Origin of the sequence: Sphingomonas sp., from assembly GCF_036388435.1 — a bacterium.
GTDB lineage: Bacteria > Pseudomonadota > Alphaproteobacteria > Sphingomonadales > Sphingomonadaceae > Sphingomonas.
The window spans coordinates 1-17,332 of the sequence record NZ_DASVRV010000030.1 but is presented as its reverse complement, the minus strand read 5'-3'; the positions used below and the strand labels follow the sequence as shown (position 1 = coordinate 17,332).

Here is a 17,332-nt window from a genome sequence, read left to right as displayed (position 1 = left end):
CGCGCATGGGCCAGGTCGGCGAGCACCTCGCCCTCCTCCTCCAGCTCCAGGTTGAACTGGCCGATGCCCTCGTCCAGCCCGCGCGCCAGCTCGGCGCGGGTCTTGCCGACGCCGGAGAAGACGATGCCCGTCGGCGGCACGCCCGCCGCCAGCGCGCGCGCCATCTCCCCGCCCGACACGACATCGGCGCCATAACCCTCGTCGGCGAGCAGGCGCAGCACCGCCAGATTGGGATTGGCCTTGATCGCATAGGCCAGGTGAACGTCCGCCAGCCCCGCGAATGCGTCGCGGAACACGCGGGCATGGCGGCGGAAGGTCGCGGCGGAATAGACATAGACGGGCGTCCCCACCGCGTCGGCGATGCGGGAGAGCGGTACGTCCTCGCAATGGAGGACGCCGTCCCGGTAGTGGAAATGGTCCATCCTATTGCGGCGGCAGGTCGAACTCGTCCGAACGCCGCTCCTCCGAGGTGCGAAGCAATTCGGTCGAGCGTTCGGGGCGCTGCTGGGGCGTCGCGGTCAGCAGCTGTTCGGGCGTCGGCGTCGCCCGCGCGCCGTACGGGGCGACCGGGAGCGACTGGCCCGGCGCGGGCTTCAGGCTCGCCGCCGATCCGCACGCGGTCAGCAGGAGCGCCGAAAGCGGCAGGAGCTTTTTCATGGCAGGGTCTCCCGGGCGGCGGCGATCGCGGCGCGGACGCGCGACGGCGCGGTGCCGCCGAAACTGGTGCGGCTCGCGACCGACGCGTCGACCGAGAGCACGTCGTAGACCTGGCCGGTGATGCGCGCGTCGATCGCCTGGAGGTCGTCCAGCGGTAGCTGGTGGAGCGCCACCCCCAGCGCCTCGGCGCGCGCGACCGCGCGGCCGGTGACGTGATGCGCTTCGCGGAACGGCACGTCCGCCTCGCGCACCAGCCAGTCGGCCAGGTCGGTGGCGGTGGCGAAGCCGCTTTCGGCGACGGCCCGCATCCGTTCGGTGCGGAAGGTCGCGCTCTCGACCATGCCCGTCATCGCCGCCAGCGACAGCGCGAGCAGGTCGTGCGCCTCGAACACGGGCGGCTTGTCGTCCTGCATGTCCTTGGAATAGGCGAGCGGCAGGCCCTTCATCGTCACCGTCAGCGCGACCAGGCAGCCCGCGATCCGCCCGGCATGGCCGCGCACCAGCTCGGCGGCGTCGGGATTGCGCTTTTGCGGCATGATCGAGCTGCCCGTCGACCATTGGTCCGACAGCGCGACGAAGCCGAAGGGCTGCGACGCCCAGAGCACGAACTCCTCCGCCAGCCGCGACAGGTGCAGCGCGCATTGCGTGGCGCTCGCCAGGTAATCGAGCGCGAAGTCGCGGTCGCTGACCGAATCGAGCGAGTTCAGCGTCGGCCCGTCGAACCCGAGCGCGGCGGCGGTGGCGTCGCGGTCGATCGGGAACCCCGTCCCCGCCAGCGCGGCGGCGCCCAGCGGCGATCGGTTCATCCGCGCGCGCGCATCGGCGAAGCGACTGCGGTCGCGCGCCGCCATCTCGTGATAGGCCATCAGGTGATGCCCCAATGTCACGGGCTGCGCCGATTGCAGATGGGTGAAGCCGGGCATGACGCTGTCGGCATGTTCCTCCGCACGCGCGAGCAGCGCCGCCTGGAACGCCGCCAGCGCCGCCAGCACCTCGTCGATCGCGTCGCGCACCCACAACCGGAAATCGGTCGCGACCTGGTCGTTGCGCGATCGCGCGGTGTGGAGCCGCCCCGCCACCGCGCCGATCCGCGCATGTAGCTGCGCCTCGGTCAGCATGTGGATGTCCTCGAGGTCGCGGTCGTCGGGGACGCCGTTGGCCGCGTAATCGGCGGCGACCTCGGCCAGCCCGCGGTCGATCGCGGCGGCGTCGTCGCGCGCGATGATCCCCTGCGCGCCGAGCATCGCGGCGTGCGCGCGCGATCCCGCCACGTCCTGGCGCCACAGCCGCTTGTCGAAGGGCAGCGACGCGTTTATCTCGCGCATCACCGCCGCCGGACCCTCGGCGAAGCGTCCGCCCCACATGCTGTTGGAGCCGTTCATGTCATCACGCCCGGGCGTCGTACTTCTCCTGGGATCGGCGCTGTTCGCCGCCGCGTGCGATAGGCAAGCCGCGCCCCCGGAGCAAGCGACCGCGCAGGGCCGGGCGCCCGTGTCCGACGAGGTCGTCGCCGCCCCCGCTCCCGCCACCAAGTCCGAACCGGGCACATTCGACCGCAGCCACAAGGGCGAGGCCGCCCCCGCCGCCGCCTTCACCGCCCCCGACGGCCGCCGCGTCACCTTCGCCGATTTCAGGGGCAAGCCGCTTCTCGTCAATCTGTGGGCGACCTGGTGCGCGCCCTGCGTGGCCGAGATGCCGACGCTCGACGACGCCGCCGGCAAGCTCGGCGACACGGTGCGCGTCCTGGCCGTCAGCCAGGACCTGGACGGCGCCGCCAAGGTCGCGCCCTTCTTCGCCGGGCGCAAGTTCAGGCATCTCCAGCCCTATCTCGACCCCGCCATCGCCCTGTCGACCGCGTTCCAGGCGAACCTGCCCGTGACGGTCCTCTACGACGCACGGGGACGCGAGGTCTGGCGACGCATGGGCGGCTATGAATGGAACACCCCCGAAGCGCTGGCCGCGATCGGCGAGGCGACCGGCGCGTGAACTCGTAAGGGGGAGCGTGGAGATCGCCTGGCGGTGGCGACCGGGCGTCGGGCTTACTCCTTGAGCATGGTCATGCTATGCCCCGGCCATCGTCACCGATCATGCCGCGAGCAGATGGCGACCGAGAGCGGGTGGGGCTCTCGCTTGCCATTGGGGAGTTGCGCCGTGATCCAGCCGAACGACTTGGCCTATCTCGTGACGCGCGAGCGCCAGTCCCGCGAAATGGCCGCGGAGCCCGGCGACGTCTCGGTCAAGCGCGCCCATCTGATGATGGCGGACGCCTATGCCGCGCGGATACTGGCCTTTGGCGGGAAGATATGACGCGTCACGCTTGCGTCGGCGACCTGTTACATCGGCGTAAGTGTCACTCTGGCCGGCAGCCTTCCTCACGATACTGACCGCGATCCGCTGCCACCGCGCCGTCCTTCCCGACCCGTCGATGTACCCGCGCCACGACGTTGCGGACGAAGTTGCCGTCCATCCACGCCTAGATGAGGTGAAACGAGCGGCAGCTTTCGGACAATTCGCGAACCGCGCTGATCGTCCGCGACCAGAGCGGACGCGATCATCCGATCCTGCCACGCCGCCACCCTATAACCGATACCCCAGCTCCGCCCGCCCGCCCGGCGGCAGCGTCACCGTCCAGGTCGCGACGCCGTCGATGCGGACCAGCGCGTCGCCGTCCGCCTCGATCTTCTGCCCGGCCGCGCCGATCGGCACCTCCAGCGTGACGGGGAAGCGGTTGGCGTTGGTCGCGGCGATCGTGCCTCCCTCGTCCGGCGCGGTTCGGTGTTCGACGAGCACTTGGTGACTGATCCCTGAGCCGAGCCGCACCGTCTCGCCCTCCGCATGATCGGCGATCGCGCCGGTGCCGAGCAGCAGGCGCCCGCCCGGCCGATCGGCGTAGAGCGCCGTACTCCCCGTCGGCAGCGCGAGGCCGAGGCCACCCGCCCGCGTGTTGCGCAGCACCAGCACGATGCGCGTCGGGGTCGGCGGCAGCGCCTGTCCCGGCCGTACGGGCAGGCGATAGCGCCGCTCGAACGGCACCGCCGCGCGCGCCAGCAGCGCCACCTGCTTCTGCGCGCGGGGCGCGACGGTGACGCGCTCGGGCACGCGGTAGAGCTTCAGGTCGCCCAGATCCTCGGGCGGCGGCGGCGGGGGTGCTTCGACCGGCGGCGGCGGCGGGGGTGGCGGGGCCATGACAGCCATGGACATGACGCGCGAGCCGGTGACGACGATGTCGTCCGCCTCCTCCGCATCGAACACGCGCAGGTCGGAGGTGGTGGTGCCGAGCGGATAGCAGGCCAACCGCAACGCCCCGACCTCCCTGACCAGCCGGTCGAACCCCGACCGGTTGAGCCGTCCCGCCACCGCCTGCACCTCGGCGGCGGCGAACGTCTCCGGGTTGGCGTTGGCCAGCGTCAGCCAGGCGAACAGGTCCAGCGTCCTGCCCTCCGGCGTGAGCGTCGCGACATAGCTCGCGCTCCAGTCGAATCCGGATGCCAGATAGGACAGCGTGACCGTCGCCGTCCCGCCGCGTGGGGAGTTGGTGGTCACGCTCAGCACCGGCCTGGCCGACAGCCCCGCCGGCACGGCGTCGAAGCGCAGCGCCTCGGCGAGGCCGGAGCAGCGCAGCGTCTCGATCCCCCGGCTCGTGCGCAGCACGACGCCCGGCAACGGCCCCGCGACGATCACCGCTTCCTCGCTGCGCACCCGCCCCGTCGCGCGGTCGGTGCGCGTCAGCGTGACGCTCCGCCCCAGCGTGCCGTCGACGAGCGAGGCGGGCGACAGCAGCCGCGCGTCGCGGTTCTTCTCGACGGTGCCGCCGGCCAGCCCGCTCACGATCGCGCTGACGGGAACGATCCCCTCCGCCACCCCCTCGAACCGGATCACCGCGCGGCCGCGGGGCAGGCGCACCCGCCGCGTCTCGGTGACGAGCGCGAAGCCGCCCAGATAGCGCAGGTCGATCGCGACGGCGCGCTGTCGGGTCGGGTTGCGGTACACCGTCACCGCGACCCCCTCGGGGGCGGCGGAAGTGACCACCGGCACCACTTGCGCGACGACCGGACGGGTCGCGCCGAGCAGGCAGAGCGCCACCGCCAGCGCGGGGACGCGCATCAGTAGCGCGTGTCGAAGGTCGCGGTGACGACCGCCTCGCCATTGGCGGGCACCGGCACCTGCCAAAGCACGGTGCCGGCGTCGGGGCGTTCCGATTTGCGGCTTTCCGACAGGATGCGCGTGTCGGTCCAGTCGAGCCCGGACTGCACCAGCTCGACCGTCACCGGCGATGCGCGGGCGTTGGTCAGCGTGTAGCGCATCGCCGTGCGCCAGCGCGAGTCGCCGATCCTGGTCCGCGACTCGACGACCGGCTTGACCTTGACGTCGAACGCGTCGCCCGTGCTCAGCGAAATGCGCGAGCCCTGCGGCGTGTGATCGATGCGGTTCTCGCCGCTGAATTGCGGCTGGCCGCGCGCATCGCGCACATAGACGCGGATCGTTCCCGCCGGCAGCGCGTCGCCCAGCCCCGCCGCCCCCGAATTGGCGAAGCGCAGCACGCTGGCGGCCGAGCGCGGCTGGTCGGCGGTGCCCAGCCACGCATTCTCGAACCGGTATCCCGAACCGGCGCGCGCGCCCTTCACGTCCAGGAAGCTGACCTGCTTGGTCTGCTTGTCCGCGATCACCGTGCGCTCGGGGAGCGGATAGAGATAGAAATCGCCGAGCTGCTCGCGGTTCGCGGTCTCGGTGCCGGCTTGGGTGATCCGGCCGCGCGGACGCGGGGGACGGGGGCGATACTGGTTCTCCTCGCCCTCGCTCGCGACTTCACCGGCGACCAGCAGCGTGCGGGCGTTGGCGAAGGTCGTGCCGCTGCTGTTGCGCAGCGTCACCCAGCCCTGGACGTCGACCACCCCGCGCGCCTGGTCGAACAGGGCGACGTAATCCGCGCTCCAGCCCAGTCCCCGGCTCAGATAGGACAGCGTCGCCGGGCGCGTGCCCGCGCGCGTGCTCGCCAGCGTCACCGACAGGGTCGGGCGCGCGCGCAGCGACTCGGGCACCCGGTCGAAGATCGCGCGCACCGGCAGGCCGTCGTCGCGCAGCACTTCGATCCGCCCGCCGACCTCCAGCACCACGCCGCCATTCACCGCCAGCACGCGGGCGCGCTCGCGCGTCTCCGCGCCGGTCGCGGGGTTGGTGCGCAGCAGGGTGATCGTCTCGCCCACCGCCTTTTCCATCAGGCTGGACGGGCTGAGCAGGTCGTAATCGAAATTCTGCTCGACGACGCTCGCGTCCGCGACGCTGAGCGACACCGTCTCGGGCCGGATCGCCGCGCTGACATCGGGAAAATCCTGGCGCCGCCGCCCGGTCCCCAGCGCCAGCGGGCGCACATCCTGGATCAGCGCCAGGTCGTTGGTGTAGATGGTCACCGACACGTCGCCCTGCGCGGCGGCGGGCGTGCCCGGCACCGCCTGGGTCGGCGCGGGCGGCGCCGGTTCCCGGGCCGCCGGTTCCTGGGCGACCGCCGCCACCGGCAGCATCGCCGCCGCCCACCCGATCATCCCCGCCCGCATCCGCTTTCTCCCGCTTCGGCGCGACTATGCCCGTGCGCGCCGGAGCCCGCAACAGCGCCTCCTCCACCCTTCCCCCCGGCCCGGCCCCTTGCTAAGGCCGCCGCGATACCAGCCTTCGCATGCCCGCGAGCGCCCGCGCCCGCGCGGGGGAATCCGCCCCCGCCTCCCCGAGCGCGACGCCCTGCGGGACAGCCTCCAAAGGACCCGCATGACCGCCATCGGCCACGACACGCTCAACGCCCGCCGGACCCTCGATGTGGGCGGCAGGACCTATCATTATTACGCGCTCGCCGCCGCCGCCGAGCGCTTCGGCGACATCGACCGCCTGCCCTTCTCGATGAAGGTGCTGCTCGAGAACATGCTGCGCTTCGAGGACGGGACCACCGTCACCCTCGACGACATCCAGGCGATCGTCGACTGGCAGAAGGACGCCCGCTCCGACCGCGAGATCCAGTATCGCCCCGCGCGCGTGCTGATGCAGGACTTCACGGGTGTCCCCTGCGTGGTGGACTTGGCGGCGATGCGCGACGCGATCACCAAACTCGGCGGCGACCCGGCCAAGATCAACCCGCAGGTTCCCGTCCACCTCGTCATCGACCATTCGGTCACCGTCGACGAGTTCGGCTCCCCCCGCGCCATGAACGACAATATGGAGCTCGAATACAGCCGCAACATCGAACGCTACGAATTCCTGAAATGGGGCGGCAAGGCGCTCGACAATTTCCAGGTGGTGCCGCCCGGCACCGGCATCTGCCACCAGGTGAACCTGGAATATATCGCCCAGGCCGTATGGTCCTCCGATAACGAAGGGCGGTCGATCGCCTATCCCGACACGCTGGTCGGCACCGACAGCCACACCACCATGGTCAACGGTCTCGGCGTCCTCGGCTGGGGCGTGGGCGGGATCGAGGCGGAGGCGGCGATGCTCGGTCAGCCCGTGTCGATGCTCGTCCCCGAGGTCGTCGGCTTCAAGCTGACGGGCGCGCTGGCGGAGGGGATCACCGCGACCGACCTGGTGCTGACGGTCACCCAGATGTTGCGCGCCAAGGGCGTGGTCGGGCGCTTTGTCGAATTCTACGGCCCCGGCCTCGATCACATGACGCTGGCCGACCGCGCGACGATCGCCAACATGGCCCCCGAATATGGCGCGACCTGCGGCTTCTTTCCCGTGGACGACAAGACGATCGACTATCTGCGCCTGACCGCGCGGCCGGCCGAGACGATCGCGCTGGTCGAGGCGTACAGCAAGGCCAACGGCTTCTGGCGCGACGCGAACACCCCCGACCCGATCTTCACCGACACGCTCGAACTCGACATGGCCGAGGTCGTGGCCTCGCTCGCGGGCCCCAAACGCCCGCAGGACCGCGTGTCGCTCAACAAGGTCGACGAGGTGTTCAACGGCGACCTGCACAAGGTGTATCTGAAGGACCGGCCGGAGCGCGTGGCGGTGGGCGGCCGCGACCATGACATCGGCGACGGCGACGTGGTGATCGCCGCGATCACCAGCTGCACCAACACGTCCAACCCCAGCGTCCTCGTCGCCGCCGGCCTCGTCGCCCGCAAGGCGCGGGCCAAGGGCCTGACGCCGAAGCCCTGGGTCAAGACCTCGCTCGCGCCGGGTAGCCAGGTCGTCACCGATTACCTGACCAAGGCCGGGCTCACCGCCGATCTCGACGCCATGGGGTTCAACCTGGTCGGGTACGGCTGCACCACCTGCATCGGCAATTCGGGCCCGCTCGCCGCGCCGATCAGCCAGGCGATCAACGAGCACGACCTCGTCGCCGCCTCCGTCCTGTCGGGCAACCGCAATTTCGAGGGCCGCGTGTCGCCCGACGTGCGCGCCAATTTCCTGGCCTCGCCCCCGCTGGTCGTGGCCTATGCGCTCAAGGGCACCGTGACCGAGGACATGGTCACCACCCCGATCGGCATCGGGTCGGACGGCGAGGCGGTGTACCTCAAGGACATCTGGCCCTCCAACGCGGAGGTCCGCTCGGTCATGGACGCCAATATCGACGCCGGCATGTTCGGCGCGCGCTACGGCGACGTCTACCGGGGCGACGCGAAGTGGCAGGAGATCGACGTGGTCATCTCCGACACCTTCCAGTGGCGCGCGGGGTCGACCTATGTCGCCAACCCGCCCTATTTCGACGGCATGTCGATGACCCCCGCGCCCGTCACCGACATCCGCGACGCGCAGACTCTGGCGATCCTGGGCGATTCGATCACCACCGACCACATCAGCCCGGCGGGGTCGATCAAGGCCAACAGCCCGGCGGGCCATTTCCTCCAGGAACGTCAGATCGGCCCCGGCGACTTCAACAGCTATGGCGCCCGGCGCGGCAATCACGACGTGATGATGCGCGGCACCTTCGCCAATATCCGCATCCGCAACGAGATGGTGCCGGGCGTCGAGGGCGGCATGTCGAGCTACAAGGGCGAGCTCATGCCGATCTACGACGCCGCCATGCGCCACAAGGCCGACGGCACGCCGCTGGTCGTGATCGCGGGCAAGGAATACGGCACCGGCTCGTCACGCGACTGGGCGGCCAAGGGCACCAACCTGCTCGGCGTCCGCGCCGTCATCGCCGAAAGCTTCGAGCGCATCCACCGCTCCAACCTGGTCGGCATGGGCGTCCTCCCGCTCCAGTTCGCGGCGGGCGTCGACCGCAAGTCGCTCCGGCTCGACGGCACCGAGACCTTCACGATCGAGCACGTCGCCGCCATCCGCCCGCGCCAGGACGTGTTCGTCACGCTCCGCCGTGCCGACGGCGCGACCGAGCAGGTCGAGACCCGCTGCCGCATCGATACGGTCAACGAGCTGGAATACTTCCTCAACGGCGGCATCCTGCACTACGTGCTGCGCAAGCTGGCGGCGTAACCCGTCGCCCCCCTCTCCCTTGGGGAGAGGGGACTACCGCCCCGCCACCGCCCGTGGGCGGGCGTACAGGAAGTACACGACCAGCCCGCCCAGGTTCCACAGCAGGAACCACCACTGCGTCCGCGTCGGCAGGCTCCAGAACAGATATAGGCACCCCCCGATCGCGAAGGGCGCGACCACCCAGGCCAGCGGGGTGCGGAACGCGCGGGCCCCGTGCGGGTCGCGCCGCCGCGTGACCAGCACGCACACCGCCACCGCGATGAACGCCGCCAGCGTCCCCGCATTGGCCAGCGCCGCGATCTCGCCCAGCGGCAGCAGCCCCGCGATCACCGCCACGATCGCGGCGGTCACCAGGGTGATGCGCACGGGGCTCCCCCGCCGCGACACGGTCGCCAGACTCGCCGGCAGCAGCCCATCGCGCGCCATGGTGAAGAAGATCCGGCTCTGCCCGAACAGGAACGCCAGCAGCACCGTCGGCAAGGCGATCACCGCCGACACGGCCAGGAACCGCGCCACCCCCGGCCGCCCGATCTCGCGCAGGATCAGCGCCAGCGGCTCGGCCGACCCGGCGAAGCGCGTGTAGGACAATGCCCCCACCGCCGCCACCGCGACGAGCATGTAGATGGCGACGCACGCCACCATCGACCCGACGATGCCGATCGCCAGGTCGCGCCCCGGATTCCGGGTCTCCTCCGCCGCGGTCGAGATCGCGTCGAAGCCGTAAAAGGCGAAGAAGATGATCGCCGCCGCCGCCATCACGCCGCGCTCGGCCCCGTCCGCCCCCAGGCTCTTGGGAAAACCGTAGGGCATGAACGGCTCCAGGTTCGCGCCGTCGAAATAGGGCAAGGCCACGCCCACGAACACCGCCAGCGCGACGATCTTGATCCCGACCAGCGCCGCGTTGAGCGTCGCCGATTCCTTGGTGCCCAGGCACAACAGCCCCGCCACCAGCGCGATGATCGCGACGGCGGGCAGGTTGACGATGCCCCCCGCCTCCGGCCCGTTCGCCAGCGCGTGGGGAAAGCCGAACGCGCTCGCCAGCAGCGGCGCGGCATAGCCCGACCAGCCCACCGCCACTGTCGACACGACCAGCGAATATTCCAGGATCAGCGACCAGCCGATCACCCAGGCGATCACCTCGCCCAGCACCACATAGCTATAGGTATAGGCCGATCCCGAGGCCGGGATCGCGGTCGCCATCTCGGCATAGCAGAGCGCCGCGCAGGCGCAGATCGCCCCCGCGATCGCGAAGCTCAATATCACCCCCGGTCCCGCCAGCCCCGCCCCGACCCCGATCAGCGTCAGGATGCCCGTGCCCACGATGGCGCCGACGCCCAGCGCGACGAGATGCGGCCAGGACAGCGTCCGCGCCAGTCGCTCGCCCTCCGGCCGGGCGTCGAGGTCGACGATCTTGCGGCGGAACAGGCTCACCAGATCCTCACCCGTGCGGCGGGGGCGAGATAAAGCGCATCGCCCGGCTTCACCCCGAACGCCGCGTACCAATCGTCCAGGTTGCGCACCGTCTGCGCGCGAAAGCGGCCGGGCGCGTGGCCGTCGGTCGCGACCTGCCCGCGCAGCGCCTTGTCGCGCGCCTTGGTCGCCCAGGTCTGCGCGAAGGCGAGGAAAAAGCGCTGGTCGCCCGTCATCCCGTCGATCACCGGCGCGGGCCGTCCGCCCAACGACCGATGATAGGCGTCGAGCGACGCGGCCAGCCCCGCCACGTCGGCGATATTCTCGCCCAATGTCTGCTTGCCGTTCAGCTTGAGCCCCGGCAGCGCCTCATAGGCGTCATATTGCGCCGCCAGCGCCGCGCCCTGCCCGTCGAACCGCTGGAGGTCGGCCGGCGTCCACCAGCTCCGCAGGCGCCCGCTGGCGTCGAAATCGGCGCCCAGATTGTCGAAGCCATGGCTGATCTCATGCCCGATCACCGCGCCGATCGATCCGTAATTGGCGGCCGCGTCGCGCCCCGGATCGTAAAAGGGCGCCTCCAGGATCGCGGCGGGGAAGTTGAGCGCGTTCTGGAGCGGCAGGTTGACCGCGTTGACCGTCTGCGGGGTCATCCACCATTCCGCCCGGTCGACGGGGCGACCGATCTTCGAAAGCTGATGCCGCGTCTCCGCGGTCTGCGCGCGGCGCAGATTGCCGACGGGATCGTCGGCGCGGATCTCCAGCCCCCCATAATCGCGCCACCGCTCGGGATAGCCCACGCCCACCACCATGGTCGCGATCTTGCGCCGCGCTTCCGCCTTGGTCGCGGGCGCCATCCAGTCGAGCGCGGCGACCCGCGCGTCGAACGCCTGCAGGATGCCACGCACCATCGCCTGAATGTCGGCCTTGGACGAGGCGGGGAAATACCGCGCCGCATAAAGCCGCCCGACCGCATCGCCCAGCGACGCGTTGACCGCCGCGATCGCGCGCTTGTCGCGCGGGCGCGGATCGGGCGTGCCCTGGAGCGTGCGGCCGTAGAAATCGAAGGACGCCTCGTCGAACGCGCGCGGCAGCACCGACGCGACCTCGTTGACGCGGTGGAAACGCAGCCAGTCCTGCCAGGCCGCGACCGGCTCGCTCGCCACCATCGCCGACAGCGCGGTCACCGTCGCCGGCTGCCAGACGATGAAGTCGCGCTGGCGCGGCAGCCCCGCCGCCTTCCAATAGGCGTCCCAGGCGATCCCCGGCGCACGCCGCGCGAACTGGTCGCGCGTCCAGCCGTTGTTCGCCTTGTGCGCGTCCTGGCTGGCGACGATGTCGAGGTGCGCTCGCGCGATCTTGGTCTCCAGCGCCATCACCCGCGCCGCGCGTCCCGCCGGGTCGCTCAGCCCCGCGAGCCCCATGACCTTGGCGATATAGGCCTGATAGGCGCGGCGCATCTCGACCATCGCCGGAGCGTCCGACAGGTAATAGTCGCGGTCCGGCAGCCCCAGCCCGCCCTGGAGCACATAAGGCACCGTCTCGCTCGGCCGGTCGAAATGTTGCGACACGAACAGCCCGAACAGATTCTCCGTGCGGAAATCGGTCGCGTTCAGCGGGTCCACATCGACGCGGGTGTTCGCGCCCAGCATCCGCGACAGGTCCGCCCTCGTCCTGAGCGCGTCGATCGCGGCGAAGTCGGCGCCGAGCGGCGCCAGCCCGCGCGCCTCGATCGCGTCCGTATCCAGATAGGCGGCGTGGAAATCCGCGATCCGTTTCGCGTCGCCGCTCGCGACCCCCTTCGCGCCGGCGATGATCTCCGCGTTGCGCCGCTCGGCCAGCAGCGACGTCTGCAGCGACAGGCTCACCCCCGATCGGTCGGCGGGTATTTCCGTCCGCTTGCGCCAGGCGCCGTTGGCATGTTCCTCGAAATCGTCGCCGGGCTTCACCGCGCGGTCGATGGCGGTCGCGTCGATCCCGGCGGGCCGCGGGGCCGTCTGGGCGATGGCGGCGGAGGCGAACAGCGCGGCGAGCAGGATGGGCGAACGCATGGGACGACGGGCTCCGAAAAGGACTGGGAACGCCTGATCGTTACGACGCCGATGCGCGATCCGCCAGCCCGTGCGCCGCCCTATCCGTTCCGCGCGATCGGCGCGACGCCCAGCCGGGGAATGTCGATCGCCGGGCAGCGATCCATCACGACGGCCAGCCCGGCCGCCTCGGCCCGCGCCGCCGCGTCGTGGTTGACCACCCCCAGCTGCATCCACACCGCCTTGGCGCCGATCGCGATCGCCTGGTCGACGGCCTCGCCCGCCGCGTCGGACCGGCGGAAGATGTCGACGATGTCGATCGGGTCGCCCAATTGCGCCAGCTCGCGGAATACGAACTCGCCGTGCACATGCTCGCCGGTGATCTGCGGATTGACCGGGATGACGCGATAGCCATGCTCCTGCAGCGTGCGCATCACGCGGTAGCTCGGCCGGTCGGGCCGGTCCGACGCGCCCACCAGCGCGATCGTCCGCGCGCCTTCCAACAGCGCCTTGATATCCTCGTCGCGGGTCAACGGCATGGTCTGTCCTTATCTAACCGATCGATTCTCCACTACCGTTCGTCTTGAGTAGCCGCAGAGTTCATCGAAGCGGCGTATCGAAGGACAGCCGGGCGGAGGCTCTTCTTCGATACAGGCCCTCGACTTCGCTCGGTCCCTACTCAGGACGAACGGAAATGAAACGATCCGATCACCGCTACGGAACGTCCGACGACCCTGCCGGTTCAGTGGGCGCGCAGCCAGTCGGCGACCAGGTCGGCGATCGGCCGGAACACGCGGTCGCCATCGAGCGCGGCGGGCGGCTCGCCCGCGTCTGACGCCTCGCGGATGCCGATCGCCAGCGGCACCCGGCCCAGGAACGGGATACCCAGCCGCGCGGCCTCGGTTTCGGCGCCGCCGCGCCCGAAGGGGTCGGACGCCTGTCCGCAATGCGGGCAGGTGAATCCCGCCATATTCTCGATCAGCCCGATGATCGGCACTCCGGCCGTGTTGAACAGGTCGATCGCGCGCGCCGCGTCGATCAGCGCCAGGTCCTGCGGCGTCGACACGATCACCGCGCCCGCCGGCTTGTGCTTCTGCACCATCGTCAGCTGGACGTCCCCCGTCCCCGGCGGCAGGTCGAGCACCAGCGTATCCGCCGCGCCCCAATCGGCGTCGACCAGCTGTCCCAGCGCCCCCGCCGCCATCGGCCCGCGCCACGCCAGCGCGCGCCCGGGCTCGACCAGCTGCCCCATGGAGAGCATCGGCACGCCATAGGGGGTCGCGACCGGCAGCAACTGTTTGTCGCGCGCCTCGGGCCGCACGCCCTCCGCGCGCATCAGGCGCGGCTGCGAGGGGCCGTAGATATCGGCGTCGACCAACCCGACGCGCCGCCCGCCCCGCGCCAGCGCGATCGCCAGATTGGCGGCCAGCGTCGATTTGCCGACCCCGCCTTTGCCGCTCGCCACCGCGATCAGCTGGCGCGTGGTACGTTCGGCGGTGACCGCGACGCGCACTTCTGCGACGCCGGGGCCGGCGGCCGCCGCGCGCACCCGCGCCTCCAGCGCGTCGCGCGCGGTCGCGTCCAGCCCGGTCGCGTCCAGCACCACGCCGACGCGTCCGCCGTCGATCCTGACGCTCGCCCGCGCGCCCGCCACGGCCGCGATCGCCGCCTTCACGCCATCCATGTTAATCATCGCGCACGCCTTAGGGCGCGGGCCGGCACGCGCCACTGTTTTTCGCGCGGAACCATCCTTATAGAATATGCATGACGAGCATCCGGGGCTGGTTCAACCGCCCGATCATTTCGAACGCAAATCCCTGGGGCGGGGACAATGGCGGTGGTGCCAATGGGGGCGGCTCCGGCGGGAGCGGCACCCCGACGCCGCCGCGCAATCCCTGGGCGGTGCCGCCCGGCGGGCGCAAGGGTCCGCAGAAACCGACCGCGCTCGACGAGTTCCTGCGCAAGGCGCGCGGCGGCGGCGGTGGGGGCGGCGGCGGCATGCCCGCCGGTTTTCCCAACCCGCCCACGCGCACGGTGTGGCTGATCGGCGCGGGCGTGATCCTGCTCGCCTGGCTGCTCTTCACCTCCGTCCACAACATCGCGCCGCAGCAGCGCGCGGTGGTGACGTTCTTCGGCCAATATGCGGGCACGCTGGAACCCGGCATCCGCCTCACCCCGCCCGCGCCCTTCGCCAGCGTGGAGAAGGTGGACGTGACGGCTTTCCGGGAAGAGAATTTCCCCGAGGGCGGCGGCGAGAATCTGGTGCTGACCGGCGACCAGAATCTGATCGACCTGGCTTATTCGGTGCGCTGGAACATCGGCGATCCGGAATCCTACATCTTCCAGCTCGCCGATCCGACCGCGACCGTCCGCGCCACGGCGGAAAGCGCGGTGCGCGAGGCCGTCGCGAACGTCACGCTCGACCAGGCTATCGGGCCGGGCCGCACGCTCGTCGAGCAGCAGGTCCGCGACCGGATGCAGCGCGTGCTCGACGAATATAAGTCGGGCATCCGCATCCAGGGCGTCGCCATCAAGCAGGCCGACCCGCCCGAGCGCGTCAACGAGGCGTTCAAGGACGTGACCGCCGCGCAGCAGGACGCCTCCGCCGTCCGCAACCAGGCCGAGGCCTATGCCCAGCAGAAGCTGGCGCTGGCGCAGGGCGAGGCGGCGTCGTTCAACGCCTATTACGCGCAATACATCCTCGCGCCCGAGGTCACCCGCCGCCGCATGTATTACGAGACCATGGAGGCCGTGCTGGCCAGGACCGACAAGACGATCGTCGAAACCCCGGGCGGCGTCACGCCCTATCTGCCGCTCGACCGGGCCCGTCGCCCCGCCGACCCGCCGGTCGCCGCGCGCGAGATCCCCAACGCGCCCGCGGGCGCCGCGCAGCCGGGGACGGGCCAGTGAACCCCGCCCTGTTCCGCAACCCCGTCGTCCTCGGCATCCTCGCGCTGCTGGCGGTGATCCTCGCCGCCGCGACCTTCGCGGTGGTGCCCGAGACCAAGCAGGCGGTCGTCCTCCGCCTTCAGGAGCCCGTCCGCACGATCAACGAATTCCGTCCGGGCGAGCGGTTCGGCCGCACCGGCGCCGGGCTGATCGCGCGTATTCCCTTTTTCGACCGGCTCGTCTGGGTCGACAAGCGCGTCCTCAACGTCGAGCAGGACGACCAGCAGGTGCTGTCGTCCGACCAGCTCCGCCTCCAGGTCGACGCGTTCGCGCGCTTTCGCGTCGTCGACCCGCTGCTCATGGTCAACACCGCGCGGTCGGAAACGGGCGTCACCGACGCGCTGCGCCCGCTGCTCGGCAACGCCATCCGCAACGAGCTCGGCCGGCGGCCCTTCGCGGTGCTGCTCGGCAACGAGCGCGAGGGGGTGATGAACAACATCCAGCGCGAACTCGACCGGGTCGCGCGCCAATATGGCGTGCAGATCGTCGATGTGCGGATCAAGCATGCCGACCTGCCCAGCGGCTCCCCGCTCGAATCGACGCTCCAGCGGATGCGCACCGCCCGCCAGCAACAGGCCGCGACGATCCGCGCGCAGGGTCAAAAGCAGGCCCAGATCATCCGCGCCGAAGCCGACGCCAACGCCGCGCGTATCTATGCGGAAGCATTTAACAAAGATGCCGCAGCCTATGACTTCTACCGCGCTATGCAGAGCTATCGCCGTACCTTCGGCGCCGATGGCGGGCCGGAGCCGGGCGGATCGACCTCGGTGATCCTGTCGCCCAACAATGACTATCTGCGCAACTTCCAGGGACGGCGCTGATCGGAGAGGCGGCTACTTGAAACGGCGGGTCGCACCCCTGACATTTCCGTTCATATTCAAACGGTGTTCAGCATCAACCGATCACAAGCGTGATCGATCGCCGACCATCTGATCGAGAGGAACGTCTCCACCGTGCGTTTTGCCTATGCCATCACCGGCGCCCTGCTTCTGGGCGGCGCCACCGCCACCGTCGCGCTCCAGCCCTCCACCGCCCAAACCGCGCAGAACGAGCCGGGTATGATCCAATCGGCCGCGCCGCGTCCCGGTGCGCCGATGAGCTTCGCCGACATGGTCGCCAAGCTCCAGCCTGCGGTCGTCAACATCTCGACCAAGCAGACCATCCAGGTCGCCCAACAGGCCAATCCCTTCCAGGGCACGCCGTTCGCCGAGCTGTTCGGCCAGTTCGGCGGCGGTCAGCAGGGGCAGCAGCCTCAGCGGCGTCAGGGCGCCTCGCTCGGCTCGGGCTTCATCATCTCGGCCGACGGTTATGTCGTGACCAACAACCATGTGATCGCGCCCGGCGCACGCGGCGCCAATGTCGATTCGATCACGGTCACCCTCCCCGACCGCAAGGAATATACCGCGCGCGTCGTCGGCCGCGACGCAGAGTCCGATCTCGCTCTGCTCAAGATCAACGCCACGGGCCTGCCTTTCGTGCGCTTCGGCGACTCGGCGCGCACCCGCGTCGGTGACTGGGTGGTCGCGATCGGCAATCCGTTCGGGCTGGGCGGCACCGTGACCGCCGGCATCGTCTCCGCAGTCCACCGCGTGACGCAGGACGGCGCGCGCGAACGCTTCATCCAGACCGATGCCGCGATCAACCAGGGTAATTCTGGCGGGCCGATGTTCGACCTGAACGGCAATGTTATCGGCATCAACTCGCAAATCTTCTCCCAGTCGGGCGGCAATATCGGCATCGGTTTTGCCATTCCCGCCGAGGAAGCCAAGCCGATCATCGACACGCTGATGAAGGGCGCGGCGGTCCGTCGCGGCTATCTGGGCGTCGGTATCCAGCCGCTCGACGACGATCTCGCGGGG

15 protein-coding genes are annotated in these 17,332 nt (G+C 70.4%); 6 read left to right on the top strand and 9 right to left on the bottom strand.

What is annotated here, in order from left to right; all coding sequences use genetic code 11:
• The 3 genes from VF592_RS06890 to argH form a co-directional block, all read right to left on the bottom strand.
• The coding region (locus tag VF592_RS06890; RefSeq protein WP_414714170.1) for a diaminopimelate decarboxylase family protein at nt 1-422 on the bottom strand (422 nt) is incomplete at its 3' end.
• Nucleotide 423: 1 nt separating this feature from the next.
• Complete coding sequence (locus VF592_RS06885) at nt 424-657, bottom strand: hypothetical protein (protein ID WP_331004874.1); 234 nt, start codon at nt 655-657, stop codon at nt 424-426.
• A complete protein-coding gene (argH, locus tag VF592_RS06880) occupies nt 654-2,021 on the bottom strand; it encodes an argininosuccinate lyase (RefSeq protein ID WP_331004875.1) in 1,368 nt (455 codons plus the stop codon). Before argH ends, VF592_RS06885 begins: the two co-directional genes overlap by 4 nt.
• A 16-nt stretch (nt 2,022-2,037) precedes the next feature.
• On the opposite strand from argH, the gene VF592_RS06875 reads away from it, so the two are divergent.
• On the top strand, nt 2,038-2,643 hold the full coding sequence (locus tag VF592_RS06875; protein WP_331004873.1) for a TlpA disulfide reductase family protein: 606 nt from the start codon (nt 2,038-2,040) through the stop codon (nt 2,641-2,643).
• Nucleotides 2,644-2,808: 165 nt separating this feature from the next.
• The gene (locus VF592_RS06870) at nt 2,809-2,964 is read left to right on the top strand and encodes a hypothetical protein (protein ID WP_331004872.1); all 156 of its coding nucleotides are present in this window, start codon (nt 2,809-2,811) and stop codon (nt 2,962-2,964) included.
• Between the two features lie 270 nt (nt 2,965-3,234).
• Here VF592_RS06870 and VF592_RS06865 read toward each other — a convergent pair whose 3' ends face one another.
• Together VF592_RS06865 and VF592_RS06860 are read right to left on the bottom strand one after the other, a co-directional pair.
• Nucleotides 3,235-4,761 carry a hypothetical protein gene (locus VF592_RS06865; protein ID WP_331004871.1) on the bottom strand — a complete coding sequence of 509 codons (1,527 nt, stop codon included), beginning with the start codon at nt 4,759-4,761 and terminating at the stop codon, nt 3,235-3,237.
• Nucleotides 4,761-6,209, bottom strand: coding sequence for a DUF4139 domain-containing protein (locus tag VF592_RS06860; protein WP_331004870.1), 1,449 nt, complete (start codon nt 6,207-6,209; stop codon nt 4,761-4,763). Before VF592_RS06860 ends, VF592_RS06865 begins: the two co-directional genes overlap by 1 nt.
• A 208-nt stretch (nt 6,210-6,417) precedes the next feature.
• Between VF592_RS06860 and acnA the strand changes: the two genes are divergently transcribed.
• Complete coding sequence (gene acnA, locus VF592_RS06855) at nt 6,418-9,087, top strand: aconitate hydratase AcnA (RefSeq protein WP_331004869.1); 2,670 nt, start codon at nt 6,418-6,420, stop codon at nt 9,085-9,087.
• A gap of 33 nt (nt 9,088-9,120) precedes the next feature.
• On the opposite strand, the gene VF592_RS06850 is transcribed toward acnA, so the two are convergent.
• The 4 genes from VF592_RS06850 to VF592_RS06835 all read right to left on the bottom strand — a co-directional run bounded on the left by VF592_RS06850 (nt 9,121) and on the right by VF592_RS06835 (nt 14,217).
• Entirely contained in the window at nt 9,121-10,518 is a 1,398-nt protein-coding gene (locus VF592_RS06850) for an amino acid permease (RefSeq protein ID WP_331004868.1), read from the bottom strand.
• Nucleotides 10,515-12,545, bottom strand: coding sequence for a M13 family metallopeptidase (locus tag VF592_RS06845; protein ID WP_331004867.1), 2,031 nt, complete (start codon nt 12,543-12,545; stop codon nt 10,515-10,517). The genes VF592_RS06850 and VF592_RS06845 overlap by 4 nt, the downstream gene beginning before the upstream one ends.
• An 80-nt stretch (nt 12,546-12,625) precedes the next feature.
• On the bottom strand, nt 12,626-13,063 hold the full coding sequence (locus tag VF592_RS06840; protein WP_331004866.1) for a CoA-binding protein: 438 nt from the start codon (nt 13,061-13,063) through the stop codon (nt 12,626-12,628).
• Nucleotides 13,064-13,266: 203 nt separating this feature from the next.
• A complete protein-coding gene (locus tag VF592_RS06835; RefSeq protein WP_331004865.1) occupies nt 13,267-14,217 on the bottom strand; it encodes an Mrp/NBP35 family ATP-binding protein in 951 nt (316 codons plus the stop codon).
• 71 nt (nt 14,218-14,288) lie between these two features.
• On the opposite strand from VF592_RS06835, the gene VF592_RS06830 reads away from it, so the two are divergent.
• The 3 genes from VF592_RS06830 to VF592_RS06820 form a co-directional block, all read left to right on the top strand.
• A complete protein-coding gene (locus VF592_RS06830) occupies nt 14,289-15,434 on the top strand; it encodes a protease modulator HflK (protein ID WP_331004864.1) in 1,146 nt (381 codons plus the stop codon).
• Complete coding sequence (locus VF592_RS06825) at nt 15,431-16,294, top strand: protease modulator HflC (protein ID WP_331004863.1); 864 nt, start codon at nt 15,431-15,433, stop codon at nt 16,292-16,294. Before VF592_RS06830 ends, VF592_RS06825 begins: the two co-directional genes overlap by 4 nt.
• 132 nt (nt 16,295-16,426) lie before the next feature.
• Nucleotides 16,427-17,332, top strand: a 906-nt coding sequence (locus VF592_RS06820) for a trypsin-like peptidase domain-containing protein (RefSeq protein WP_331004862.1), incomplete at its 3' end; no start/stop codon positions are given.